Below are 25,266 nucleotides of genomic sequence, written 5' to 3' on the forward strand. Positions count from 1 at the left end.
CAGTCAGCGGTCACAGCTGGTCCTGGTTGCGAATCAGCCACTCGGCGACGGTAAACATACGCTCATTGCCACCGGCTGTTTGACCGGAAACCAGGTACTGGCCGTTAACAACCAGGCTGGGCGTCCCTTGTATCTGGCTCAACTGCGTGATCTTTTGAGCCAGCGAGATACGAGTGTTGACTGCAAAGGAATTGGCCATGTCCATGTATTCGCTTTCGCTGATGCCAAAGCGTTCGAAAATTTCGGCAAAGTCTTCATCGGTCGACAAACGATTCCGGTTGATGTGAATTTCGTTGTATATCGATGGGTGGCTCTGTGCGATCACATTCAGAAACTGGCCGGCATAGTAAGCCTTGGCTTCCGGAATCTGGCGGGAGTTGAACAATACAGGTACCGGCGTGAACCGAATGTCGTCAGGCTTGCCCTGTTTCCAGGACGTGACATAGGGCTCCAGGTTGAAGCAGTGAATGCAGCTATAGCTGAAGATTTCCATGATTTCGCCGACTTCTTCACCGCGGTAGCTGGTCGGTAATTTTTCCGGTAGTACCTGATAGTGAGTTCCTGCCCGGAATTCTTCTGCAGTAGCGAAACCGGAAACCAGCACCATCAGGGCCAGCGCGGACAACATCACACGTTTAAACATAGGTTGGATCTCCACAAGCGAACCAGAGTAGGTATTGGCGGTCACTTTGCCCTAAAGCCCGCCACAAAAAAAGCGAAGGCCGTGAACCGGTCCTTCGCTTTTCATTGTCTTTACCTCGGGTTAACCGGGCCTGAACAGCCGGTACTGACCGGGCTAGGAATCAGTGCAAACCATTGATATAGCTTGCCAGAGCTTCAATTTCAAAGTCTTTCAGACGAAAAGCGGTTGCGCGCATAACACGGGATTCGCCGTCGTTTACACGGGCTTCATCGCTCGGTTCTGAAGCGCGATAACCCCGTTGAAACTTGTAGAGCTGGCTTTCAATGTAGTCGGCGTGTTGTCCGGAGAGCATCGGATAGCCAGCCGGCGCATTGCCAGAGCCCGTGGGCGAGTGACAGCCCGCACAAGATGGCACGCCGGTTTCCGGGTTGCCGCCACGGTACAGCTGTTCACCCAGGGCGACCAGATCCGGGTCGGCATTGCCAACGGTCTTATTTTGGCTGGAATAGTATGCGGCGATGTCGGCGAGTTGATCTTCACTGAGACCATCGAGTTGTCCGGACATCTGCGTGATGATGCGGTCGCCATTTTGAACATCGATCATTTGTTTCAACAAATAGGCTTCGCCCTGGCCGGCCAACTTGGGGAAGGAGGCGGCAGCACTGTTCCCGTCGGCGCCGTGGCAAGCGGCACAGGATTCAGTGTATTGTTCGCCGTCTTCAGCATTGCCTTCGGCCATTGCAAAGCCGGAAATGCCGGCCAGCATGGCAAGGCCTACGATGAGTTTTTTCATGTCGCGTCCCGCACGTCAGAGGTGGAAAAGGTCAGTCATCAGAACGGATGTGCACGGATCCGGATTCTGACCACTTAATATGACCGGGCATTATATAGACCCGGGAGGGTGTTGAGAAGAAACCCCGCGCCTTGAGTGGGTATTATTTGAACATGGATCGGTCAACAGGACTCCGTCCGGCCCCGATTTCAGGTACACTGCCGGTTTTTAACCCCCGGTGAGACACTCCATGTCGGTTTTGCGTTTTGATTCGGCCCGTTTTCAGACCAGTGCCCAGCATTTACAACAGAGTCCACCGGACAGCGGCGCTGAAGTGGCCTTTGCCGGCCGCTCCAATGCAGGTAAAAGTAGCGCCATGAATGCGCTGACCCGAAATTCCAAACTGGCCCGGACGTCAAAGACACCGGGGCGCACCCAGCTAATCAATTATTTCTCCCTGTCGACCGAAGACTGCCGCCTGGTTGATTTGCCGGGGTACGGCTATGCCAAGGTTAACCGGGACATGAAGGAAGACTGGGAAAAGAACATTGGTGAATACCTGGCCGATCGACACAGTCTCAAAGGCATCGTGCTGGTAATGGACGTGCGCCACCCGATGACCGAGTTCGATGAAATGATGGTGCGCTGGGCAATTCAGACGCAGATGCCGCTGCGGGTTTTGCTGACCAAAAGCGACAAACTGAAAAAGGGGCCAGCCAAGACCACCCTGATGAAAGTACGCAGTCAATTGCAATCGCAAGCCAACTGGCTCTCGGTACAGCTGTTCAGCTCGCTGAAAAAAGACGGCGTCGCTGAACTGGAAAGCTGGTTGCGCGAGCAAATGGAGCCTGAGGCTGAACCGGATAACGCACCGGAAGAGGGCCCAGAAAACCCTGATTCCGGCTCTGAGGTTTAATGCACCGCCGGCATCCGCCACTTGCATTGTGCATACTCCGAAGCGTGAGCATTCGAGCATTCGAGCAACGAGTCATGCGCGTATTCAACAAATGTAAGAGCCAGTCACCAATACACGTTTCTTCGCATCAATCAGGCTGAACTGGTCGAGTGTGCAGATCAGCGTCAGCTTGGCCGGTTGCGGTACCGGTCGCTTGAACTCCATAGTCAGGCTGCGCACCGGGCGTCGCCAGTGCGTGCCCAGTGTTGCCAGTAACAGATTGGCGGTGCACAAGCCCTGAACAAAGGAACCCGAGTGCCCTAGCAGCCGTGCCCCAATACTGGAGATGTGCAAGGGGTTCAAATCGCCGGACAATTTTCCGTATTGACTGCCCAGGCGCCGGCCAATGGTGACCGGAATCTGATCGGCTACCGGGTTGTCGATAGCGATGTCGCTGCGATCTGCCAGAGGCACTTTCACGTGTTTCGAAGACAGCTGCGCGACGAAGTCTGCCGGCAGGCCACCGACGTAGAGTTCATCTTCCAGCTGCATGATTTCACGGCCCCGGACATCCCTGACTTCAGACCGGAAAATCAGAGCGACTGACCGGCTCTTGAGAGGCCGGGCTCCCATATAACGGACGTTTGTCGTGTAGTGAGCATTCACTTCAAAACCGGAAGGCGAGGTTAGCAACAGGTGGCTGCGAAGATGCATGATGCGACTGAACTTGATACCCAGATCTTCCAGCACCTGCATCAGTGCCCAGACCCCAGCGGGGGCACTGTAGGTAAAGGCCTGGGGCGCTGTACTCTGGTAGTTAAAGACCTTATGCCAGCGCTGAGTGGTTTTCTCGGTCAGATACCAGTTGGTTTTCAGCGGCGCGAGTTGAGCGTCCAGGTTCAACGACTCGTCCGTTTTCAGGCTCTGGAATACTTTCATGTAGAACCGGGTCGCGTAGCCTAACGACGAGGAGGACGTCGGCGTCTGAAACCAGCGAGTTTTTAATTTGTCGGACATGGTGTCACCATCCATGGGTCGGCGGACAGGGTTCAGCAATGCGATGGGTGAGTTGTGCTTCAGTCACTCATTGATGCCGCCCACATGATGGCGCAGGCGACAGCATTTTAGTTTAGCACAGGAAAGGCTCTGGCTAACGAGCTGTTTTGACCGAGCGGTCGACAATGACGCTGCTGTGCCACTTCCGTATAATCCCGGTTTTAAGAGGCAGTTGACTATGACGGTTCGATTCATCGCCGGTGCGGTGTGCCCTAAATGCGGCACTATGGATACATTAAAGGCGGGCTATGAGCACGAAGGAGCCGTGATGGTGCGTGAGTGCGTCGACTGCGGTTACATCGATCGCATCAGCCAGACCCATCAAAGTCTCAAGGAAATACAAACCCGGGTATCGCCGCCGCCGCCAGCCGAGCCGGACGTCGAAGCGACCCCGGTAAAGATTCTCGACCCAACCTCACCCGCTAAGGATGACACCCAGTGACGCAAAACGCCCCGGTTGTAACCGTTGGCATCATTATGGGTTCCCAGTCCGACTGGGCAACGATGAGCCACACCGCAGACACTCTGACCCAGTTAGGGATCAGCCACGAATGCAAGGTCGTATCGGCGCACCGTACGCCCGATTTGCTGTTTGACTACGCGGAATCGGCGTTTGATCGTGGTCTGAAAGTCATCATAGCCGGCGCAGGGGGTGCCGCGCACCTGCCCGGTATGTGTGCCGCCAAGACGCATCTGCCGGTACTGGGTGTGCCGGTGCAGAGCAGTATGCTCAGCGGTGTCGATTCTCTGTTGAGCATCGTGCAGATGCCGGCGGGAATACCGACGGGCACGCTCGCCATTGGTAAAGCGGGGGCTATTAATGCCGCTCTGCTGGCCGCGAGCATCCTCGCCAATGACGATGCTGCTGTGCGCTCTGCATTGCTGCAATTTCGCAGTGCCCAGACTGACCGGGTGCTGGCCAATCCGGTTCCGGGAGTCTGACGCATGCGTATTGGTGTCATAGGTGGCGGTCAGTTGGGCCGCATGATGGCGCTGGCGGCGGTGCCGCTGGGCATCCGCATGGCGTTTCTTGACCCGGCCAAAGGCGCTTGCGCCGGCGATCTCGGGCCTTTGGTCGAAGGGGCATACGACGATCATTATGCCGTTCGTGAATTGTTGAAAATGTCGGACCGGGTGACCTTTGAATTTGAAAGCGTGCCGCCCGCCACGGTCGCCTTTATAGCTGACCAGGTTCCTGTCTATCCATCCGCCCGCGCGCTGGAGACAGCCCGGGATCGCTGGCTGGAGAAAAATCTGTTCCAGCGTCTGGACATTCCCACCGCGCCCATCGCTGACATTACTGACCAGGCCGACCTCGATCGCGCACTGGAACGGCTTGGTCTTCCGGCTATTTTGAAAACCCGCACCCTGGGCTACGACGGTAAAGGCCAGAAAGTACTGCGCACTGAAGCCGATGCCGCCAACGCTTTCGACGAACTAGGCTCGGTACCGCTGATTTTCGAAGGGTTTGTCGAGTTTGACTACGAAGTGTCCTGCATAGGGGTGCGGTCTGCGTCCGGCGAGCTGGCTTTTTATCCGCTGGTTCGCAACGAGCATCGCCAGGGCATGCTGTACCGGTCTGAACCGATGTCCGAGCACCCATTGCAAATTCAGGCCGAAGCAGCGGTTGGGCAGGTGATGGCTGCGCTCGATTACGTCGGAGTGCTGGCTTTCGAGTTCTTCGTGGTCGGTGATCGATTGCTGGCCAATGAAATTGCTCCCCGGGTGCATAACTCCGGTCACTGGACCATTGAAGGCAGCACCTGCAGTCAATTCGAGAATCACATCCGGGCTGTGGCTGACCTGCCATTGGGCCGATGCCGGGCGTCACAGCCGGTGGCGCTGTACAACCTGATTGGTGCCATGCCTGAATGTGCCGCCGTTCTGAAGATACCCGGAGCGCACTGGCACGACTACGGCAAAGACCCGCGTCCCGGGCGTAAAATTGGTCACATCACGATCACTGCGCCCAGTGCCGAACAATTGCAAGACCGTTGTCGCCAAGTAGAAGCCTTGCTGGTTAATGACCTGGGGTAGTGTTCAGCGACTCCATGCCAGACTCACACCATGACGCGAAGCCAGACAAGGAAAAGGCGGTGCCGGGTGCCTGATTTTTTTAGCGTCGATGGTGTCACCTTCTTTGCGGGGTTGAGTGTCGATAACGTCCCGCACCGCGGCGTCCAGCTCGTTTGCATAGCCATCGCCAATCAGCGTATGCACCAGAATATTTGACAGTGACGTATCCCAACTGAGGGCGGTACGGTGAGTGTCGAGCCGGTGTCGGTCGTGCCATTCCTCAAGCAGGCGATGTCCGAAATAGACTTTGTCGAGTATCCCCAGAACGCCGAAGGTAAGTCGTTTGGGCTCCAGACTTGAAAAAAAGGCCTCAACGATCCCATGCAATGCATCAAAGTCAGATGCGCTGCTGTGGCGACCGGTCACGCTTTTGGCTTCATCCAGCAGTATTGGCAGCAAGCGGCAATACTGGATCAGCATGGCGGTCAGCCGCCGCTCCAGTGAGCCGTGCTCCACGATCAGCAGATGCGGGTGTTTGCGGTGGAACACGGCGATAAACCGTTGCAGGCTCTGCTCTCCTTCAGTTGCGCCAAGCGCTTGGTCCAGGGCTTTGTCGATGGAGGCTGTTGACATGACGGCGGGCCTTGTCGAGTGAAGCGGTGAGCACCCAATGCAAACAGACCGGGTACCCACAACAGTCATAAAACGGAGCGACTAACGCTCTTGCAGGAAGCTACCCGCAAGCTATGGCTGTCAGTAGCTAAGCACAATGCTTTCCAACCTCTAGTGTAGCTCAGGCTGTCCAGTTTGCCGGGCAATTGACCGGCTCCGGGAGGGGTCAATCAGATACTAGGAAGGAGAGGTCGAGGTCGCCCGGGTCATCGGCAGCAGGGCTCGCCAATATACCGAGAGCATCCACACGGAGCGGCCGATGAACATCAGGCTGAACCCAACCCACAAAGCTTGCTGGGTCGACGGTAACCATTGGCTGGCCAGTACAAAACTGATAAACCCGAATACCACCCCATTGCGCATCTGGGCGGTGAGGCGGGCGCCGATGAAAACACCGTCGAGCCAGTAAGCGGTGCCGGCCAGAATGGGCATGGCAACAATCCATGGCAAATAGTCACCGGCTTGTTGTTGCAGGACTGTCTGGCTGGTTATAACACCCAGCATGGGCTTGCCCAGCAGTGCAAATAACAGGGTCAATACCGAGGCCAGTCCCAGAGCGCACCAGCCGGTGGTCCATAGCGCTTCACGCAATGCTTGTGGGTCACGCTGCCCAATCGCCAGCCCGACCTGGGCTTCAGCCGCAGCGGCACTGGCATCCATGCTGTTGGATATCAGGGTCAGAAACGCCAGCAGGATAGCGTTGCTGGCCAGTACCGAATCCCCGAGGGCAGCGCTTAGCCGGTTGAACCAGGCAAAGCCCATCAGCAACAGGAAGGTGCGAATAAACAGGCTGAGGCTGACGCTGAAGATACCGGCGTAGGCTTTCAGCGACCGGAGCTTTGGCGCATCGAGCCCGCCGGGTAAGTGTTTCAGGGTTCGCCACAGGGTCAATAGCACCAGCACGAGTGCCAGGTATTCGCTGATCACCGTGCCCAGTGCAATGCCAGCGGTGGTCATGCCAAAGCCATAGACCAGCGTAACGTTCAGCACCAGATTCACCAGCTGTGCCACCGACACTGTCACCAGCGCAATGCGGGTATTCTGCATGCCGACAAAGAACCCGAGCAGCATGGAGGTAAACACTTGGGCGGGAACGCCCCAGATCCGGATGTTCAGATATGTCCGGGCCTCTGCTGTCGCCGCATCCGACGCCTGCATGAACCCCAGCCCCAGTTGCACCAGTACAGATTGCGCAATCAGTACCGTGGCTGATAACGCTCCCGCGACCAGGGCGTACTGAGCAAGCTGAGTTCGAATGAGTCGCGCATCGCCCGCGCCTTTGGCCTGGGAGGTAAACCCTGACAAACCCATCGACAAAAAGTTAAACCCGAGGAATACAAAGGCGATCAGACTGGCACCCAGGGCCACGCCGGCGAGGTAAACACTGTCGTCCAGGTGGCCAAGCACGGCGGTATCGACCAGGCCCAATAAAGGCAGCGACAGGTTGGCCAGCATAACAGGCCACATCAGTGCCCAGGTTTGGCGCCAGGCTTTGTTGGAGACCCGGATCAATTCAGCGACACTCCCGGGTAAATTTTTGAGCGGTCATAATCTTCCTAAGATGTTGTTTTTACGAAATATTTTGTCTTTTCTGACTGATATTTGAACAACCCTTGGAACGCTTGATGCTTGGGTTTTAAAAAGTTCCGTGTTTATACTAACTCGACTCAATCTAAATCGGGTGATCCGGGAAACAAGAAAGACTCAATTCGGCACAGAACAGCCTTAGGCCGCTGATTAGCCCTTCACTCAGTAAGTCGCTAAACAGACGCCAGCAAGCGCAGTAAATTAGGTGATCCGGCCCGACCCTGGAATCCCAATACAATAACAAGTGCAGAGGTGAAGGATGCAGATGAAGCTGCAAAGGGTATTTATTGCCCTGACGGCGCTGTTGATAAGTTCAGTCGCGCGTGCGGACTGGACACTCAATATGCCCCGGGGTGTGACAGATATCAGCCAGGAAGTGTACGGTCTCCATATGCTTACCTTGTGGGTGTGCGTGGTGATTGGCGTACTGGTGTTTGGCGTCATGTTCTATTCCATGTTCAAGCATCGTAAGTCCAAAGGTGCGGTATCGTCCAATTTCCATGAAAGCACCAAAGTCGAATTGGCCTGGACTCTGATACCGGCAGCCGTCATTTTCGCCATCGGCGTGAAGGCAACCTATACCCTGGCCGACATGTACAATTTTGAAGAGTCTGAAGTTACCCTCGAAGTGGTGGGTTACCAATGGCGCTGGCGCTATCGTTACATCGACGCAAACGCCGAACAGGAAGTCAGCTTCTTCTCCAGCATGTCTACTCCGCGGGACGAGATAAACAACCGGCTCGAAAAGAATGAGAACTATCTTCTCGAAGTCGATGAGCCCGTGGTGCTGCCAACCGGTACCAAAGTCCGTTTTCTGCTCTCCTCTGCTGACGTGATTCACTCCTGGTGGGTGCCGGCGTTGGCGGTCAAGAAAGACGCGATACCGGGCATCGTCAACGAAGCCTGGACCATCATCAACGAAGAAGGTACTTACCGGGGCCAGTGCACCGAATTGTGCGGTAAGGACCATGGCTTTATGCCGGTCGTTGTAGAGGCGGTGTCTCCCGAGGAATTTGAACAATGGCTCGCAGAGAAAGAACAGGCAGCGATTGAACTGGCTGAACTGAATGATCGCGAGTGGACCTTCGATGAACTGATGGAACGTGGTGAACAGGTGTATGGCTCTGCCTGCGCGTCCTGTCACCAGGCCGATGGCTCCGGTGTTCCGGGCGCCTTCCCGGCGCTGGCAAACAGCCCAATTGCGGTGGGCCCTGCTGACGGTCATCTGGATATTGTCGTGAATGGTTCGCGGGGTACCGCCATGGCGGCCTATGGCAACCAGCTCAGCGATGCCGATATGGCGGCCGTTATCACCTACGAGCGTAATGCCTGGGGCAACAACGTGGGCGATATGGTCACCCCCGTTGACGTTTACAACTTTAAAGCCGGCGAATAAGGAGGCATGACATGACGACTGCTACCCATGATCATGACCATGATCACGAACACCACGGGCCGGCCAAAGGCCTAACTCGCTGGCTCTATACAACCAACCACAAAGACATCGGTACCATGTACCTGTGGTTCAGTTTCGCGATGTTTTTGCTGGGCGGTACCTTCGCCATGGTGATCCGGGCTGAACTGTTCCAGCCAGGCCTGCAGCTGGTGCAACCGGAATTCTTTAACCAGATGACCACCATGCATGGCCTGATCATGGTGTTTGGTGCGGTGATGCCAGCCTTTGTGGGGCTGGCTAACTGGATGATTCCAATGATGGTCGGTGCGCCGGATATGGCTCTGCCACGGATGAACAACCTCAGTTTCTGGATTCTGCCATTTGCCTTCGCCATGCTGACCAGTACTTTGTTCATGGAAGGTGGCGGGCCAAACTTCGGCTGGACGTTCTATGCGCCGCTGTCGACGACGTATGCACCGCCGAGTGTGACTTTCTTTATTTTTGCGGTCCACATTATGGGTGCCAGTTCGATCATGGGCGCGATCAACATTGTTGCCACCATTCTGAACATGCGTGCACCGGGCATGACCCTGATGAAGATGCCACTGTTCGTCTGGACATGGCTGATCACCGCGTATTTGCTGATTGCGGTGATGCCGGTACTGGCCGGTGTGGTCACCATGATGCTGATGGACATTCACTTCGGCACGGCGTTTTTTAACGCAGCCGGGGGTGGTTCGCCCGTTCTGTTCCAGCATATTTTCTGGTTCTTCGGGCACCCTGAAGTTTACATCATGATTCTGCCGGCCTTTGGTATCGTCTCGGCGATCATCCCGGCCTTTGCCCGCAAGCGGCTGTTCGGTTACAGCTCCATGGTGTACGCAACCGCCTCCATTGCCTTTCTGAGCTTTATTGTCTGGGCGCACCATATGTTCACGGTAGGCATCCCCTTCCTGGGCGAAGCCTTCTTCATGTGGGCCACCATGCTGATCGCGGTGCCGACCGGGGTGAAAGTATTCAACTGGGTGACCACCATGTTCCGGGGATCGATGACGTTCGAGACCCCAATGCTGTTTGCCATCTGCTTTGTGGTGCTGTTTACCATTGGTGGCTTCTCCGGTCTGATGCTCGCGGTTGCCCCTGCGGACTTCCAGTACCACGACACCTATTTTGTTGTGGCTCACTTCCACTATGTGCTGGTACCGGGCGCCGTGTTCTCGATCATGGCGGGGGTCTATTACTGGTTACCCAAGTGGAGTGGCAAGATGTACAACGAAACTCTGGGCAAGGTGCATTTCTGGCTGAGTTTTGTCGGGGTTAACGTCCTGTTCTTCCCGCAGCATTTCCTGGGCCTGGCCGGTATGCCGCGCCGTATTCCGGATTACGCTCTGCAGTTTGCCGACTTCAACATGGTATCGAGCATCGGCGGTTTCCTGTTTGGTGCCAGCCAGTTGCTGTTCCTCTACATCGTGGTTCACACCATTGTGGCGGGCAAACCAGCCCCGGCCAAACCCTGGGAAGGCGCTGAAGGTCTGGAATGGACGGTCGACTCACCGGCTCCTTACCATACCTTTTCAACACCGCCCAGGATCGATTGACGCAGGTTGAACCAGGAGAGAGCCAGTATGAGCGACGCTGAAAACGCACGACCCAGCCATACGCGGATTATCGTGAAAATGGTGTCTGTGGTGTTTGGCATGCTGGCGTTTGTTTTCGTCGGCCTGGTGCCCATGTACAACCTCATATGCGAGTGGACCGGCATTACCGGTCGCACCAATGAGGCGTCTTTGGTGCAAGATTACCTCGTCGATGAGAACCGCAGTATCAAGGTGCAGTTCCTGGCCAACAACAACGCGGATATGCCGTGGGAGTTCAGGCCCATGGTGAAGACCCTCACGGCAAAACCCGGTGAAGTGGTTGAAGTCAGCTACTTCGCCAAAAACGCAACACGCCGCGACATGACAGCACAGGCAATCCCGAGTTTGTCACCTTTTGAAGTGACGCCTTATTTTCACAAGACCGAGTGCTTCTGTTTCAACCAACAGCCGCTGACGGCCGGTGAAGATGTGGAAATGGCCCTGGTATTCCAAATTGATCCGGACCTGCCTGCCTGGGTGCAGACGATCAGCCTGAGTTACACACTGTACGATGTCAGTAGCGAGCAGCAATCGGCAGCCGTTACCCTGGAGTAACGGTTAGCCCACCAAATAACCGGGAGTGTCGGCCCCTGCAGTGGCAGGGCTGGCCAACCCCACAAGAACAAGAACAGGATGGAGAGTGCGATGTCCAGCAATGCCGCGACAAGCAGTACAACCCATGAGCACTACTATGTGCCCGCACAAAGTCGTTTACCGGTGTGGATGGCCTTTGGCATGTTCCTTACCGTATTCGGTGCCGGAAACATGATGAACGACATGTCATCCGGCGCTCAGGACTCCAGCTCACACTGGTGGTTTTTCGCCGGTGCGCTGGTGTTCGCTGTGGTGTTGTACAACTGGTTCAGCAAGGTGATCCGAGAAAACCATGCAGGCCTGAACAGTGCCCAATTGAAAAAGTCCTATGTCTGGGGCATGGGCTGGTTCATTTTCTCGGAAGTGATGTTTTTCGCCGCCTTTTTCGGTGCGCTGTTTTATGTTCGCAATTACGTTGGGCCATGGCTCGGCGGCGAGGGGGACAAAGGCGTAACCAACTACTTGTACCCGGGGTTTGAATTCACCTGGCCAATGCTCAGCAATCCGGACAACGCTTTGTTTCAAGCACCGGAAGCGGTGATTCACGCCTTTGGTTTGCCTCTGATCAATACCATCATCCTCATTGCGTCAAGCATCACGCTGACGGTTGCCCATCACGCCTTGCGTGCCGGACATCGTAAGCAACTGAACATTTGGCTGGGTATTACAGTCGCTCTGGGGGTTATCTTTTTGTTCTTTCAGGCGGAAGAATACATTGAAGCTTACCAGCACCTGGGGCTCACGCTTGAAAGCGGTATCTATGGGTCGACCTTCTTTATGCTGACCGGTTTCCACGGGGCCCACGTGACCATTGGTACCTTTATGCTCGCGGTGCAACTGGTGCGTTCGATACGCGGTCACTTTAAAGCGGAAGATCACTTCGGGTTTGAGGCTTCAGCCTGGTACTGGCACTTTGTTGATGTGGTCTGGTTGTGTCTCTTCGTACTCGTATACTGGATTTAACGGCAGATCTGGGTTTGCAGAGGGAGCCCGTTCCTGGCTCCCTTGATTCACTGTCTCAGTAGCGTCCGCTCCAGGGTGCACCCTGAGACAGCTCGCCAGTCATGTAGCCATACACCAGCACGATCACAATCAGAACGGCAAGGCTCACCCTGATGGTCAGCAACTTGACCATGCGCTTAGAATCCGGCTCGTCTTTGAACAGAGCCACCAGGGCACCACTCAGTGACAGCAACATGGCAATGATCAGTACCACCATGATGACTTTTAACAACATATTTCTGGCTCCTGGTAAATCGGCTGGGTTCGGATACCGAACTGATGGCACGTTATGACATTCAAGCCTGGCACGGCACTCACTCTTTTTGTTGCGGTCTTTTTGCCGCTGTTTACTGTGCTTGGCTTGTGGCAGCTTAACAGAGCTGAACAGAAAACCCAGTTGGAAGAGCAGTTACAGGCGCGCACTGTGATCGAACCACTCACAGACGGAACCCGCCCTGTCGACTACCAGCACTACCGGTTAACCGGTGAGTTGGACGTTAACACGCCCTGGTTGCTGGATAACCGAACCTGGAAAGGACAGGTAGGATACGAAGTCTGGGTGCCACTGGATGTCGGGCAACGCTGGTATCTGGCGTCACTTGGTTGGGTACCCGGCTCAATGGATCGCAGCCAACTGCCGGCATTGAGGCTGCCCCCGGGCAGTCGGGACTGGGTTGGGCAATGGCGGCCATTGAGTGACAGCATCGTCCTGGCTGATACGCCACTGACAGATCAGTGGCCTCAGGTTATACAGGCGATCGCGCCGGGTGCGATGGCTGAAAAGATGCAACGTCAGCCGCCGTCAGGTTTATTACAATTAACGACCGGCCAACCCGGTGTTGGTCAGGTGATCTGGACACCTTCGGTCATGTCCGCGCAGATGCACACCGGATATGCCCTGCAATGGTTTGCAATGGCTGTTGCGCTGGCCGGGATGTATGGCTTTGCCGGCGTTCATTTTGGCAAGCGACGCAAATCGGAACTCTAACCTTTTGTAACACCGGCTTCCTGCCGTTCAGGATCGCCGCGCGGAGAATGTAATGACGCAATCCACTCAGATGCCACGCAGCAACGGCTTTAACAAACTGCAGATGCTGGTAATACTGCTCACTCCGCTGCTGGTGATGGCGTCGTCAACCCTGCTGTATTTTTCCGGCTGGCTGACACCGGATGAGCGGGTCAACAAGGGCATTCTGGTCACCCCGGTTCTGCATATTGATGACCTTGGTCTGGATCTGAACGCGGTGAATCCGGACCGTCAGTGGTTGATGGTGCAAACGTCAGCGACGTGCACAGCCGACTGCGAACAGCAGGTGTATCTGCAGCGTCAGACGCATGTGGCGCTGGGTAAAAACGAGCCGCGCATGAAGCGGTTGCTGATGTCCAATTCAAGCGGGTTGGCACCGTTGACGGAGCAATATCCGGGTTTGGAGATTCACTCGCTGAACGCCGTGTCTGATGCCTTTCGCGAACAAATACCAGGCCAGTTCAGTCAGCAACACTTTGTATTTATTGTGGACCCGCTGGGGAATATCCCCCTGTATTTCACACCCTCGAACACCTTTAATGATCAGCTGGATGATTTGAAAAAGCTGTTGAAATTGTCGACGATCGGTTGATCAGCCGGTAAAACCAGCGAAGCAGCGGAACGGCAGCTCCCCCGATCCGATCGAACAAGAAGAATGAGGAATTAATGGTGTCTAGTTACGGTGTAAAACCCGGCTTCAAGCTGGCAGCCTTCGCCACTCTGTTTGCCATCTCCGTGGTGGTATTGGGGTCCTTTACCCGGTTGGTGGATGCCGGTCTTGGCTGCCCCGACTGGCCCACATGCTATGGTCATATCTGGGCACCGCAAACCGATGAACAGATCAATCGAGCCAATGAAGCGTTTCCGGACATTCCGGTCGATCTGGAAAAGACCTGGCCGGAAATGGTTCACCGTTACCTCGCCTCCTTACTCGGTTTTCTGATCCTGATACTTGCCGCGGTGTCGTTTCGCTATCGTCATCGGCCGGAGCAACCGTTCAAACTGCCTTTGCTGCTGCTCGGGCTGGTTATTTTGCAAGGTGCCTTTGGCGCCTGGACGGTAACGCTGAAACTCTGGCCCCAGGTCGTCACTGCTCATTTGATGGGTGGGTTTGCGACGTTTACGCTGCTTTGGTTGCTGACCCTCAGATTGCGGGGTTCCCCCTCAGGGTTGCGCTTTTCAAGTGCTCCGCGCCAATTGCCGCGGGTGTTGGCAGCGGTAACGCTGGCCGTGGTTATTGGCCAGGTATTTCTGGGAGGATGGACGACCTCCAACTACGCTGCCCTCGCCTGCCCTGACCTGTTTACCTGCCAGACCCAATGGTGGCCGGAAGCCGATTATATCGGCGGCTTCGATCTTGCTCACCCGATTGGTCCCAATTACCTCGGGGGGCATCTGGAAGTGCCTGCCCGCACCGCCATCCATATGGCTCACCGGATTGGCGCTATCGTGACCACTGTGATGAGTTTGTGGCTGATCTGGCGACTGGTAAGCATTCGCTTTGCAGGCCTGGCCAGTGCCCTCTTGCTGATTCTGGTGGCGCAGGTCACACTGGGCCTGAGCAACATTTATTTTGGTTTGCCGCTGACTGTTGCGGTGTTACACAATTTGGGCGGTGCGCTGTTACTGGCGACCGTCGCGACCGTCAATTTCACATTGTACCGAGAGGCCAAGCATGTCTAAAACAATAACGGCCCCTGTCAGCCACCGTGCCTGGCAAGACTATTATGAAATGACCAAACCCAAGGTGGTCTTGTTAATGCTGATCACCGCCTGGGTTGGCATGGCACTGGCTCCTCAGCAGGGAATTGCCGGCCTGACCAACTGGGTGTTCGGTACCCTGGGAATCGCTGCACTGGCCGCTGCAGGGGCTGCCTTTAACCACCTGGTCGATCACAAAATCGATCAGTTGATGGCGCGAACACACCGGCGACCGGTTGCGACGGGCCGGGTAAGCCAGCGCAATGGACTGGTCTTCGCCTTCGGGCTAACGCTGACCGGTTTTGCGGTGTTGATGGTTTTTGTCAACGCTCTGACCGCCTGGCTGACGCTGGCTTCGATGGTAGGTTATGCCGTTATCTATACCGGGTTTCTGAAGCGGGCCACGCCCCAGAATATTGTGATTGGCGGGCTGGCTGGTGCCATGCCGCCACTGCTTGGCTGGACGGCTATTTCAGGCAGCATTGGTGCTTTACCGCTGCTGTTGGTGCTGATCATTTTCGCCTGGACACCGCCGCACTTCTGGGCTCTGGCGATTCATCGCATCAAGGACTATCAAAATGCCGACATCCCAATGATGCCGGTGACGCACGGCATTCAGTACACCAAGATTCACGTCTGGCTATACAGCTGGTTGTTGCTGGCGATCAGTTTGCTGCCCTTCGCCACTCTCAACATGGGCCCGGTCTATGCCGTATGTGCCCTGGCGTTGGGGTTGCGCTATTTGCAGTGGAACTGGTGGTTGTTGATGGATCGTAAAGTTGATGCAGCCTGGGGATCGTTCAAGTTCTCGATCACCTATTTGCTGTTATTATTTGTGGCTCTGTTACTGGATCATTCACTCAGGACCTTTCTATGACCACCGAGACCTTGCCGACTTCGCCCAATCGCCGAATTGTATGGACGTCTTTGGCGTTGTTTGGGCTGGTTATCACGGTCTTTGCCGGTTCGATCTACCGTACCCTCAACGCATCACCGGATTTGAAAGCCGAGCTTGAGCAACGCGACACCCTCTATTTTGACAGCGCGCGCGAAGTCCCTGTTGTAGAACTGATCTCGCATCAGGGCGAGTCGTTTTCAACCGGGGCTTTTGTTGGTCAGTGGCATGTCATCAATTTTGGCTATACGTTTTGCCCGGATATCTGCCCAACCAATATGACCGACATGGCGCAAGCCTACCGTACGCTCACCGAGCAAGGGTACTCGGACCAGGTTCGGATGTGGATGGTGACGGTCGACCCGGCGCGTGATACACCGGACGTACTGGCCAACTATGTGCCTTTTTTCCATCCCGAATTCACCGGTCTTACCGGCGATGTAGCCGATTTGCAAAGTCTGGCTCAACAGCTGAATACCCTGTTCTACCCCGAAGGTGAGGGCGAGGTTTACACCGTTGCACACAGTGACAACATTGCCATTATCAACCCCCAGGGTGAGTACCGTGCCCTGCTAAGACCCCCGCATACCCCCCGCCAAATTGCCGATGTCATGGCTTTACTGGTTGAATACGACTAGTTCTGGCGAACCTTGTCCATGGCGCTGCAAAGCGCCGTCGCCCCGCTGATAAGGCTGGGTGTTGGCCGGTGCAGAGTATCGGGATCCGTTTCTAGCAAAGCACCGCTGGCAACGGCCTGCAACTGTGGCCACTGATGCCAGCTTGAGGTGTCTCCCGAATCGGAAGGCCCGGTCACAATGACATCCGGATTCTTGTCGATCACTGCCTCCAGACTGACCTGGGGCGATGGCATTGGCAGATCGGCAAACACATTGACCCCGCCACACATCTCAATGACCTGGCTGATGAAGGTATCGCCGTTGAGGGTAATCAGGGGGTCGTTCCAGACTTGATAAAACACCTGCAAGGGACGATTCCCACTATAGCGTTGTGTTAACCGTTCGATGTCAGCAGTAAAAGCATCGGCAACCTGCCCAGCGCGAGTCTTACGGCCGGTAATTTCGCCAAACTGGCGCAGGGTGCGATCGATATCGGCAAAGGTTTGCGGGTCTGACCTGAACACGGGGTAGCCCAGCGCCGCTAGCCGGCTGATCTGGCTCTGGTTGGCCCCGCTGGTAAAGGTGATGAGTAAGTCTGGATCCAGCGCCAGAATCGCTTCCGTATTCAGGGCGTTATAGTCGCCTACCCTGGGTAATGCCTGAGCAGCTTCGGGGTAATCGGCATAGGCGACTGTCGCCAGTATGAGGTCACCGGCACCGATGTTGAACAAGAGCTCGGTAGCGTGGGGGACCAGGCTGACGATGCGTTGTGCGGGCCGGTCGAGTTCCAGGGTGTCGCCGACGTCATCGATAAGACGGATATCGGCCCACAACCCGGGGGCACACATCAACGCCAAAAAGCCGGTTAATAGCGGTTTCATTAAGGAGTTCTCCCTGACGCGAGGATAATGACCACTGCCGTCTGCGTGCGAAACAGTGACGTTCCGGCAACCTTGCAGACGTTTGTGGCGTGTCCTGGACGGGCATTCGGGCTTTGACGATGCCAACCGGTCAGGCGTTGCCTGGTGTTGGACCATCTTACCGTTGCGCGACAGCTCCGGATTGTCACCGGATTCCCCCGTGTTGCGCGTTACTGAGTCTGTTTTGCCCGCCTCGGGCCAGACTGGGTAACGCCCAGGTGCAGCGATAGTAGGTGATGCGCAAGCGCATCACAATGGCGGTTAACCGGGTGCTGTGCAGTCAGAGGTGCCTGTGTCATTATTGGCCCCTGGTCTGTCACCGAGCCTGCGGACACGGTCAGGCCAGTGAGCATTATGACAATAAGCCCGCGAAGAGGATTCTGGATGCTGCCGCTCTATCCCGAGATTCGACCCTATAACGATAGCCATCTGGCGGTAGACGGTGGTCATACACTTTACTATGAAGAGTCGGGAACGCCCGAAGGGCTGCCGGTAGTGGTCATACACGGTGGTCCGGGTGCCGGTTGTTCCGAGCAAATGCGGCGATTTTTTGATCCCGAACACTATCGCATCATACTGTATGATCAGCGTGGCGCCGGGCGCTCCGAACCCCATGCTGAGACCAACAACAATACCGCTGCTAACCTGGTCGATGATCTTGAACACCTGCGTCGGCACCTGAGTGTTGACCGCTGGGTGCTGTTTGGCGGCAGCTGGGGCAGCACACTGGCGCTGCTATACGCACAAGCCTACCCCGCGAATGTCTCTGCGATGATACTGCGCGGCATCTTTCTCGGCCGCCAGCAGGATCTTGACTGGCTCTATCGCAGCGGCGCCGGGCGCTATTTTCCGGAGGAGTGGGAACGCTTTCTGGAGCCGGTTGAAGGTGTAACCGGCTTGGAACTGGTCGAAGACTATTATCAGTTGCTGCATGGCAGTAACGACCTTGCCCGGGTAGGCGCTGCCAAAGCCTGGGCGCGGTGGGAGGCGGTGAATGCCTCACTGCGACCCAGTACTCAGTCACTCGATTACTTTACCCAAACGCACGTGGCACTCAGCCTGGCGCGCATATCAGCGCATTTCTTCCGCGAACGGTGTTTTCTGTCTGAAAATCAACTTCTGGCCGGTGCCTCTGCATTGGCCGGTATCCCCGGCACCATTGTGCATGGCCGGTACGACATGATCTGCCCGCCCGAGCAAGCCTGGGCGCTGTCTAAGCACTGGCCGGATGCCGAACTCGATTTTATTCGCGAGGGGGGCCATTCAGCCTTTGATCCGGCCAATGTTGATGCACTGGTGCGGGCGACGGAAAAATGGAGTCGATATTTGCGCCATGATCCCGGAAGGGCAGAATAGGCGACGCTACGTCGTCTTTTTGACAAACAGCGCCCGTTTTGCCGCTGCCCCGGCAGTGAATGTTCCCCCCGTACTGGACGATTTGCCATGAAAGCCCTGATTCAACGCGTTACCCAGGCACGGGTCACGGTCGATAACGTCACGATCGGGGCGATTAATCAGGGGCTGTTAGTGCTTGTGGGCATCGATCCTGATGATGCTGCGTCTGACATCGACAAAATGGCCCACCGCTTGCTTAACTATCGGGTGTTTGCCGATACCGAAGGACGTATGAACCTGAACGTTCAGCAGGTTGAAGGCGGCGTATTGCTGGTACCGCAATTCACGTTGTCCGCTCACACCCGCAAAGGCCTGCGCCCAAGCTTCAAATCAGCCGCTTCGCCGGAACAGGGACAACAAGTATTTACTGCCCTGATTGAGGTGTTGCAGCAACGATACTCGCCGGTCGAAACCGGGCAGTTCGGTGCCAATATGCAGGTGAGTCTGACCAATGACGGACCGGTGACCTTTCTGCTCGACCACTGACGACGCTCTGGCAGACCGGTGCGGCATCCTCTTATTACGGACACCGAGGGGGGGGGCGCAAACGACACCTCTGCAATCGCTTGTTGACTGAGAGGCCTTTACAATGGATGTCCTCCGAATAATTAAAAGACAGCCTTTATGACAGTGATTGCACCGTGACAGCAGAGCAAACTGGCGCATTCGATGCCTATCTGGAACAGGCGTGGCGGGTCATGCTGTCGGATGCAGAATCCGCCTTCAGTCTGCTTGATCAGGCGCGGCTGCTAAAAGAACCCAGCGCACAGAGAGACTGCCAGCTTTGCTTCCACGAAGGCTGGGCATTCAACTTCCTGGGTGATCACCTTCAGGCGCTTAAGCGGTTTTCCGAGGCCATGACCCTGGCCGACCATAGCAAAGATCCGGAAGAGATCTGGCGCATTCACAATGGCATGGGCATGGCATACCAGGGCATGGGGCAGTACGGTGAAGCGCTGCACCATTACCGCCAGTCATTGGACATTTCCCGGTCAGTTGCCAACATGAATGGCCTCTTTGCCTCTCAGTTGAATCTGGCGTTACTGCATTATGAAATCGATGACCTGGTCAGCGTTGAAGATCTGCTCAACCAGATGCTGGGGCTCGATACAACAGAAGTGACGTCTGAAAACCTGGGCGAAGCGGCTCTGTTGCAGGCGCACCTGCACGGTCGACACAGCCGGTTTCAGGAAGCGTTGCTGGGTTGTCGGTCTGCTCTGGAATATGCGCGGCAGCTGAATTTTGGTCATCTTGAGATTCAGGCCCTGATTGCGGTTGCTCGTTGCCAGCGTTTGCAAAACCGTCTGGTCGAGGCTGAAACGACCCTGCTGGTCACCATTGACCATCCCGAATTCGATAAAGAAGGGGTGACGGGCCTCTACGCCTACATCGAACTGGCCAAGGTTCTGGCCTCAACCGGTCACTTCTCCCGGGCGGTGCACGCCTTGCGCCAGGGCTTGCGCCGAGAAGGCCTGCCTGAGTTCAGCCTGATTCAACAAAGAGCCCTGGAAACCCTGGCGGTCTGCCTGGAGCGCGCCCGAAAGTACCGCGCCGCGCACATCGTTCTGCGCCTGACTCTGGATCTTGAACGTAAGCTTCAACAGCGCGATGTGCATCGTCAGATCGAGTTGCGCCAGTATGAAGCCAAGATGGAAGATGAGCGCGTCGCCCGACAGATTGCTCAGCATGAAAACCGCCAACTCAAGACGGCCCAGTCACGGCTGCAACTGATCAACGAACTGGCGCGTCAGCTTGCCTCATCACTGCAAATGGACGACATCGGTCAGAAGCTCTATGACATTGTACGGGAGCGCCTCGATGTGCATTTCGTGTCACTGGCGCTCAATCGCCCGGATGTCGAAGCCGTTGAGTACGTCATGATCATTGACGACGGAGAGCGCATTCCCGGGTTTTCCATTCCCTATTCGTTCGATCAAAGCCGCGCTGTTCAGGCCATCCGCTCGGGCGAGCCGTTACTGGCCAGCGGCGAGAGACTCCAGGCCGGGTCGATGCGGGTGGGTGATTACCGCAAGGTGCCGCTGTCTCAGCTGTTTGTGCCACTCATTCACAATCGGGCTGTTATTGGCATGGTCTCACTGCAAAGCTCGGTGGCTGAACGTTTTGGCCCCGATGAACTGGAGTTGTTGAGCTCGCTGGCGCCTTTTATTGCTATTACGCTCAGCAATGCGCTGAGCCATCAGCAGCTTTATGAAGTGAATTCAGCGCTGTCGCATGAGAAAACCCAGATAGAAGCGGCCCAACAACGCATCGAATACATGGCAAACCATGACACCCTGACGCGATTGCCAAACCGGCGACTGCTGGTCGATTTTGTCGATGACCGGATCGCGTTAGCCGGTGAAACCGGGCGTGCTTTTTATCTGGTCTATATCGATCTGGACGGTTTCAAACCGGTGAATGACCGTCATGGTCACCGCGTTGGTGATACCGTGCTAACCGCGCTTGCCGGCCGGCTGTCGGATGCGTTGCGAAAAACCGACTTTGCCGCCCGCGTCGGGGGTGATGAGTTTGTCATCATTGTTGATGATTTCGACAATGAGCCGGCGATTCACGCCTTCATCACCCGGATGCTTTCCGTGATCGAAAAGCCATTGATAATCTACAACGAACAGATAGCCGTGTCGGCCAGCATTGGCGTCGCCCGCTATGGCTCACATGGCCGAGACCTGGACACACTGATGCACCATGCCGACCAGGCTATGTATGGCATCAAGCGTTCCGGAAAGGGAGGCATTGCCTACGCAGAGCAGCACCCGCGAACGCTGTTCTGAGGCGCCCGGCTCAGCCGCCTGAGAAACTCAGTATTTTAATGGCCAGGCTGGCAAACACCACCAGGCTGACCAGCCAACTCCAGAACACCAGTGTTTCCCAAATATGTCGGGCATGCTGACGCAGGCCTTTGGGTGGGTCTTTCTCCGGGCGGGTGAGTGCCAGCAGCGCGCCCAGCAATACCAGGCCAAGACCGGCGACAAAGCCGGTAAAGAGTTCATCACCACTGAGCTCCGGGTGTGCGACTGCCCACCCGATCATGGCCGGGAAAACCAGGGTGCCCAGGGCCATTAAAGGCCAGGCCAGCCGTCGCAACGGGTGCAGCCGAACCAGCGTCGCGTGTTGTAGGGTCATCAGTTTCATCGCGCCATCCTGCCTGTTATCGGTGCTGGCTGTCCAGAAAGTCACGCATCCAGCGGCCGATGCGTTCACCCTGATGCTCGTCGGCCAGGCTGTCGACGACCGACTGCATTTGTTCAGCCGTAATATCGCCTTCGCGGTAAGCCAGCAGAGACCGCTGATAGTCCTTGGTGAACTCCGGGTGGCCCTGGAAGCAGAGGACCCGGCCGGGAATGTGAAAGGCTGCATAGTGACAAAAATCGTTGCTGAGCAGCGTCTGGGCACCCGGCGGCAGGGCCAGGACCTGATCGCGATGGCTGATCAGTAACGACACCGGCTCCGCCTGGTCGACAAAGTCGGGCAGGGCGTCCAGGGCAGTTTTATCAAACTCATAGGTCATGACCCCCAACCCCCAGCCACGATCGGCCCGCCCGGCTTGCCCGCCCAGGGCATGAGCCAGTAACTGGTGGCCAAAACAAATACCGATCATTGGCTTTTCAGCCAGATAAAGGTCTTTGCAAAACGCGCGCAACCGAACGATCCAGTCATCGTCGGCAAAGGCATCGTGCTGGCTGCCGGTGATCAGGTAGGCATCGAAATCGTCGATGTTTTCGGGGTAGTCACCGGCGATGACCGGAAAAACCTGAATGTCTCCGTCGAACCCGACGCTATCCAGCAACGCCGTAAACATGCGGCCGTAGCTGTGGTAAGTCGGCTTCAGAGTGGGTCGCAGCACATCGGTTTCCAGGATGGCCAGTTTCAGGGGTGCTGTCATAGAGATCGGGAATTCCGCAATTGGAGTCGCAAGGCAGGGTACAGTTGGCACTGAAGGGCCAAACCCGTCGTGGAGCCATTATGGTTATCGCGAGGCGGATTTCAAGCGGCTCCGGGCGGAGCCGCCTTCAGGCAGGTTCAGTCGGCGACGATCGCTTCCAGACTGATTTCGACCCGACGATTGGACGCCCGGCCAGACGCGGTACCATTGTCAGAAATGGGGCGCATCTCACCATAGCCAACAGCAGCCACGCGCTCAAAGGCGATGCCCTGGCTCAGCAACACTTCAGCCACACTGGCCGCACGGCGTTCCGACAACAATTGGTTATAGCTTTCAGCACCGGTGCTGTCGGTATGGCCTTCAATGGTGACCAGGGTATCTTCGTACTCCTGTACCACCCGGGCGACTGAATTCAAGGTGTCCATGAAGTCGGACCGCAGCTCGGAACTGTCGGTAGCGAAGGTGATGTTGCCAGGCATGATCAGGTTGATTTGACCTTCTTCGGTGCGCTCTACCTGAACACCGCTGTTGACCAGCTCTTCGCGCAGCTCAGCTTCCTGGCGGTCCATATACAAGCCCACGCCGCCACCGGCAACGCCACCGATGCCTGCACCGATGAGTGCCCGACGAGCACGGTCTTCTTTCGGCGCGGTGGCGGCGCCCAATACTGCACCGATCAGGCCGCCGGCGATGGCGCCCTTGGATGCACCGCTGACCTGCGATTCGCCGGTGTAGGCATCGAGGGTGGTGCAGCCGGTTAACACCGCACCAGACAGTGCCAGGGGTAGAGCCAGTTTATGCCAGGTATTCATTATTGATTCTCCGTTTCGTACGACAGGACCGGTCAACCTGTCTGAGGTCTACCGATAAATACAGGGTTTAAGGCTAATACGGATCAGCGCTTAAAGCGATGACTGATCAGATCCAGTGGCAACGCTGACGTCTGTTTTGCCTCTTCCATCACAATGTAACTTTTCGACTCCCGCACATGCGGCAGCGCCAGCAACAAATCACCCAGGTACTTGCGGTAGCTGGTCAGATCGGTGAGCCGAATTTTCACCAGGTAATCCGACTGACCCGACACCAGATGGCACTCCTGCACATAACTGAGGCCATCGACCGCCTTGCGAAACGCATCAAAGGCCTCGGCCGACTGATTCGACAGGGTGATCTCGATAAACACCAGCAGGCCAAGACCCAGCGCCTCGGGTGACAGTATCGCCTGATAACCCTGAATCAGACCTGACTGTTCCAGGCGTTTTACCCGATCCATACAGGGCGTCGTCGACAACCCCACCGCCTGCGCCAGGTCGACATAAGAGATTCGGGCGTTATCCTGCAGCGTGCGAAGGATCTTCAGATCGATTCGATCCAACTTACGGCTCTTGCCGGAATCAACAGAGGTAGGGTGGGTGGTGTCAGACATCGATATTCCCCGGAAAGTGTGTCCAGCATACCTGAGCGCCTGGCGCCGAGGCAATCCGCATACCCCACGACTGACGCGGGTGGAGTTGACGCCAACCCGGCGACTTCGTACTATTGCGCAGCTCGCATAGCCACACTGGTCATTCCCGTAAATGCCCAGTGAAATCAACGGTTTGCAACGCCGACCTTATCGGAGAGTAGCTCAGCTTGGTAGAGCACTACGTTCGGGACGTAGGGGTCGCAGGTTCGAATCCTGTCTCTCCGACCAATCACCACCTCAGGCAGCATCCAACCCCCAGGCACGAGATTGGCGACCCGTGGGTCGCAGCAGGATGGCCTGCCCGTTCTATTCCTGTCTCTGGGGTCAATTAGGAACTTTGGTGTCACAATTTGTTAGCAGGCTACATGCAGCGTTCGATATTTAGCTGAATAACTCAAAACTTCCACCTTTTTAGCTATGTTCAATTATGAACATTCTGGCACTATTTTTGACGGGTCATGAGCACCACAATAAAGTTGAAGCAGAAAATTTGCCCAGAAAACCTCGTATATTGCAATTTACGCTCAAAAGGGTATCCTTTCGCGCCGTTTTGATTGCAAAACCATGCTACAACTTGTATAGATACATGCGAAAGGATAGAGGATTCTATCAAAATCATGTCATTAGTTAGAGGAAGCTATGAGCTTACGTCAAAAGTTAGATGAACTGCAGTGGAAGCAGTTACAACATGACAAACTCTATCATAGCGACATATGGATATTGAGCGTGCAAGATCGCTTGAAGTATTGTGGACCCCACTGTCAAGACCACTAATGCATTAAATTAAGGTAAAATGCCCTATGGGTTAAATTGTATTCTTACGCGGCTTGCAGCCATTGCACAGCAGTGCCATGTACTTCTGCCGGTGTCCTGTTGTTGAGCGATTGATGCGGCCGCTCATGGTTGTAAAACCGGAAGTAGGCACTCAAGCCGTCCCGTGCTTCCTGCATCGTCTGATATTGCTTTAGATACACTTCCTCGTACTTGACGGAACGCCAGAGCCGCTCGACAAATATATTGTCCAGTGCCCGGCCCTTGCCATCCATGCTGATCTTTATTTCGTTAGCCTTGA

Annotated in this window: 28 protein-coding genes, 1 tRNA gene and 1 riboswitch; of the genes, 17 read left to right on the forward strand and 12 right to left on the reverse strand. The window is 55.8% G+C overall.

Going from position 1 to position 25,266, the window contains the following annotated elements; genetic code table 11:
• Window positions 1-10 precede the first annotated feature (10 nt).
• Both G565_RS0107245 and G565_RS0107250 read right to left on the reverse strand, forming a co-directional pair.
• Complete coding sequence (locus G565_RS0107245; RefSeq protein WP_028670331.1) at window positions 11-643, reverse strand: thiol:disulfide interchange protein DsbA/DsbL; 633 nt, start codon at window positions 641-643, stop codon at window positions 11-13.
• A gap of 160 nt (window positions 644-803) precedes the next feature.
• On the reverse strand, window positions 804-1,436 hold the full coding sequence (locus G565_RS0107250) for a c-type cytochrome (protein WP_028670332.1): 633 nt from the start codon (window positions 1,434-1,436) through the stop codon (window positions 804-806).
• 229 nt (window positions 1,437-1,665) lie between these two features.
• On the opposite strand from G565_RS0107250, the gene yihA reads away from it, so the two are divergent.
• Entirely contained in the window at window positions 1,666-2,331 is a 666-nt protein-coding gene (gene yihA, locus G565_RS0107255; RefSeq protein WP_028670333.1) for a ribosome biogenesis GTP-binding protein YihA/YsxC, read from the forward strand.
• A gap of 84 nt (window positions 2,332-2,415) precedes the next feature.
• Here the strand turns inward: yihA and G565_RS0107260 are convergent, their stop codons facing one another.
• Complete coding sequence (locus G565_RS0107260; RefSeq protein WP_028670334.1) at window positions 2,416-3,327, reverse strand: MaoC/PaaZ C-terminal domain-containing protein; 912 nt, start codon at window positions 3,325-3,327, stop codon at window positions 2,416-2,418.
• Window positions 3,328-3,544: 217 nt separating this feature from the next.
• Between G565_RS0107260 and G565_RS0107265 the strand changes: the two genes are divergently transcribed.
• Genes G565_RS0107265 through G565_RS0107275 form a run of 3 tightly spaced genes read left to right on the forward strand, consistent with a single transcriptional unit; the run spans window position 3,545 to window position 5,403 of the window.
• The gene (locus G565_RS0107265) at window positions 3,545-3,808 is read left to right on the forward strand and encodes a YheV family putative zinc ribbon protein (protein ID WP_037338092.1); all 264 of its coding nucleotides are present in this window, start codon (window positions 3,545-3,547) and stop codon (window positions 3,806-3,808) included.
• A gap of 35 nt (window positions 3,809-3,843) precedes the next feature.
• A complete protein-coding gene (purE, locus tag G565_RS0107270) occupies window positions 3,844-4,308 on the forward strand; it encodes a 5-(carboxyamino)imidazole ribonucleotide mutase (protein ID WP_037338170.1) in 465 nt (154 codons plus the stop codon).
• 3 nt (window positions 4,309-4,311) lie between these two features.
• Window positions 4,312-5,403: a 5-(carboxyamino)imidazole ribonucleotide synthase gene (locus tag G565_RS0107275; RefSeq protein ID WP_028670337.1), complete on the forward strand. Its 1,092-nt coding sequence runs from the start codon at window positions 4,312-4,314 to the stop codon at window positions 5,401-5,403.
• Window positions 5,404-5,406: 3 nt separating this feature from the next.
• On the opposite strand, the gene G565_RS25905 is transcribed toward G565_RS0107275, so the two are convergent.
• On the reverse strand, window positions 5,407-6,015 hold the full coding sequence (locus G565_RS25905) for a hypothetical protein (protein ID WP_028670338.1): 609 nt from the start codon (window positions 6,013-6,015) through the stop codon (window positions 5,407-5,409).
• A 216-nt stretch (window positions 6,016-6,231) separates the two neighbouring features.
• The gene (locus G565_RS23345; protein WP_051207533.1) at window positions 6,232-7,566 is read right to left on the reverse strand and encodes an MATE family efflux transporter; all 1,335 of its coding nucleotides are present in this window, start codon (window positions 7,564-7,566) and stop codon (window positions 6,232-6,234) included.
• Window positions 7,567-7,906: 340 nt separating this feature from the next.
• Here G565_RS23345 and coxB point away from each other — a divergent pair, with 340 nt between their 5' ends.
• The 4 genes from coxB (at window position 7,907) to G565_RS0107305 (ending at window position 12,231) form a co-directional block, all read left to right on the forward strand.
• Window positions 7,907-9,037 (forward strand): cytochrome c oxidase subunit II, encoded by a 1,131-nt coding sequence (gene coxB, locus G565_RS0107290; protein WP_342662975.1) that lies wholly within the window; start codon window positions 7,907-7,909, stop codon window positions 9,035-9,037.
• A gap of 11 nt (window positions 9,038-9,048) precedes the next feature.
• A complete protein-coding gene (gene ctaD, locus G565_RS0107295) occupies window positions 9,049-10,635 on the forward strand; it encodes a cytochrome c oxidase subunit I (RefSeq protein ID WP_028670340.1) in 1,587 nt (528 codons plus the stop codon).
• A gap of 27 nt (window positions 10,636-10,662) precedes the next feature.
• Window positions 10,663-11,229, forward strand: coding sequence for a cytochrome c oxidase assembly protein (locus G565_RS0107300; protein ID WP_028670341.1), 567 nt, complete (start codon window positions 10,663-10,665; stop codon window positions 11,227-11,229).
• A 90-nt stretch (window positions 11,230-11,319) separates the two neighbouring features.
• A complete protein-coding gene (locus G565_RS0107305) occupies window positions 11,320-12,231 on the forward strand; it encodes a cytochrome c oxidase subunit 3 (protein WP_028670342.1) in 912 nt (303 codons plus the stop codon).
• 55 nt (window positions 12,232-12,286) lie between these two features.
• Here the strand turns inward: G565_RS0107305 and G565_RS0107310 are convergent, their stop codons facing one another.
• Window positions 12,287-12,505: a DUF2909 domain-containing protein gene (locus G565_RS0107310; protein ID WP_051207535.1), complete on the reverse strand. Its 219-nt coding sequence runs from the start codon at window positions 12,503-12,505 to the stop codon at window positions 12,287-12,289.
• A 54-nt stretch (window positions 12,506-12,559) separates the two neighbouring features.
• Here G565_RS0107310 and G565_RS0107315 point away from each other — a divergent pair, with 54 nt between their 5' ends.
• The 5 genes from G565_RS0107315 (at window position 12,560) to G565_RS25910 (ending at window position 16,531) form a co-directional block, all read left to right on the forward strand.
• A complete protein-coding gene (locus tag G565_RS0107315; RefSeq protein WP_028670344.1) occupies window positions 12,560-13,258 on the forward strand; it encodes an SURF1 family protein in 699 nt (232 codons plus the stop codon).
• A 52-nt stretch (window positions 13,259-13,310) separates the two neighbouring features.
• Window positions 13,311-13,889: a hypothetical protein gene (locus G565_RS0107320; protein ID WP_028670345.1), complete on the forward strand. Its 579-nt coding sequence runs from the start codon at window positions 13,311-13,313 to the stop codon at window positions 13,887-13,889.
• A 74-nt stretch (window positions 13,890-13,963) separates the two neighbouring features.
• The gene (locus G565_RS0107325; protein ID WP_028670346.1) at window positions 13,964-14,980 is read left to right on the forward strand and encodes a COX15/CtaA family protein; all 1,017 of its coding nucleotides are present in this window, start codon (window positions 13,964-13,966) and stop codon (window positions 14,978-14,980) included.
• Entirely contained in the window at window positions 14,973-15,875 is a 903-nt protein-coding gene (gene cyoE, locus G565_RS0107330; protein ID WP_028670347.1) for a heme o synthase, read from the forward strand. Before G565_RS0107325 ends, cyoE begins: the two co-directional genes overlap by 8 nt.
• Window positions 15,872-16,531 carry an SCO family protein gene (locus G565_RS25910; protein ID WP_051207537.1) on the forward strand — a complete coding sequence of 220 codons (660 nt, stop codon included), beginning with the start codon at window positions 15,872-15,874 and terminating at the stop codon, window positions 16,529-16,531. The genes cyoE and G565_RS25910 overlap by 4 nt, the downstream gene beginning before the upstream one ends.
• Here G565_RS25910 and G565_RS0107340 read toward each other — a convergent pair.
• A complete protein-coding gene (locus G565_RS0107340) occupies window positions 16,528-17,391 on the reverse strand; it encodes a cobalamin-binding protein (RefSeq protein ID WP_028670348.1) in 864 nt (287 codons plus the stop codon). The two genes, G565_RS25910 and G565_RS0107340, sit on opposite strands and share 4 nt — an antisense overlap.
• 80 nt (window positions 17,392-17,471) lie before the next feature.
• A riboswitch (cobalamin riboswitch) is annotated at window positions 17,472-17,652 on the reverse strand.
• 162 nt (window positions 17,653-17,814) lie between these two features.
• Here G565_RS0107340 and pip point away from each other — a divergent pair.
• The 3 genes from pip (at window position 17,815) to G565_RS25915 (ending at window position 21,617) form a co-directional block, all read left to right on the forward strand.
• The gene (pip, locus tag G565_RS0107345) at window positions 17,815-18,786 is read left to right on the forward strand and encodes a prolyl aminopeptidase (RefSeq protein ID WP_028670349.1); all 972 of its coding nucleotides are present in this window, start codon (window positions 17,815-17,817) and stop codon (window positions 18,784-18,786) included.
• Window positions 18,787-18,873: 87 nt separating this feature from the next.
• Window positions 18,874-19,311, forward strand: coding sequence for a D-aminoacyl-tRNA deacylase (gene dtd, locus G565_RS0107350; protein ID WP_028670350.1), 438 nt, complete (start codon window positions 18,874-18,876; stop codon window positions 19,309-19,311).
• Window positions 19,312-19,466: 155 nt separating this feature from the next.
• Entirely contained in the window at window positions 19,467-21,617 is a 2,151-nt protein-coding gene (locus G565_RS25915; RefSeq protein WP_157600021.1) for a diguanylate cyclase domain-containing protein, read from the forward strand.
• A gap of 10 nt (window positions 21,618-21,627) precedes the next feature.
• On the opposite strand, the gene G565_RS0107360 is transcribed toward G565_RS25915, so the two are convergent.
• The 4 genes from G565_RS0107360 to G565_RS0107375 all read right to left on the reverse strand — a co-directional run bounded on the left by G565_RS0107360 (window position 21,628) and on the right by G565_RS0107375 (window position 24,155).
• On the reverse strand, window positions 21,628-21,978 hold the full coding sequence (locus G565_RS0107360) for a hypothetical protein (RefSeq protein ID WP_028670352.1): 351 nt from the start codon (window positions 21,976-21,978) through the stop codon (window positions 21,628-21,630).
• 16 nt (window positions 21,979-21,994) lie between these two features.
• The gene (locus G565_RS0107365) at window positions 21,995-22,729 is read right to left on the reverse strand and encodes a glutamine amidotransferase-related protein (protein ID WP_037338097.1); all 735 of its coding nucleotides are present in this window, start codon (window positions 22,727-22,729) and stop codon (window positions 21,995-21,997) included.
• A 137-nt stretch (window positions 22,730-22,866) separates the two neighbouring features.
• Window positions 22,867-23,541 (reverse strand): YiaD family glycine zipper/OmpA-like lipoprotein, encoded by a 675-nt coding sequence (locus G565_RS0107370; RefSeq protein ID WP_051207539.1) that lies wholly within the window; start codon window positions 23,539-23,541, stop codon window positions 22,867-22,869.
• An 83-nt stretch (window positions 23,542-23,624) separates the two neighbouring features.
• Window positions 23,625-24,155 (reverse strand): winged helix-turn-helix transcriptional regulator, encoded by a 531-nt coding sequence (locus G565_RS0107375; protein ID WP_051207541.1) that lies wholly within the window; start codon window positions 24,153-24,155, stop codon window positions 23,625-23,627.
• Window positions 24,156-24,345: 190 nt separating this feature from the next.
• Here G565_RS0107375 and G565_RS0107380 point away from each other — a divergent pair.
• Window positions 24,346-24,422: transfer RNA gene (locus G565_RS0107380), tRNA-Pro, on the forward strand.
• Window positions 24,423-25,012: 590 nt separating this feature from the next.
• On the opposite strand, the gene G565_RS0107385 is transcribed toward G565_RS0107380, so the two are convergent.
• A partial coding sequence (locus G565_RS0107385) for an integrase core domain-containing protein (protein WP_028670356.1) occupies window positions 25,013-25,266 on the reverse strand: 254 nt, incomplete at its 5' end.

The organism is Saccharospirillum impatiens DSM 12546 (genome assembly GCF_000423605.1).
In the GTDB taxonomy this organism is placed as follows: Bacteria; Pseudomonadota; Gammaproteobacteria; order Pseudomonadales; family Natronospirillaceae; genus Saccharospirillum; species Saccharospirillum impatiens.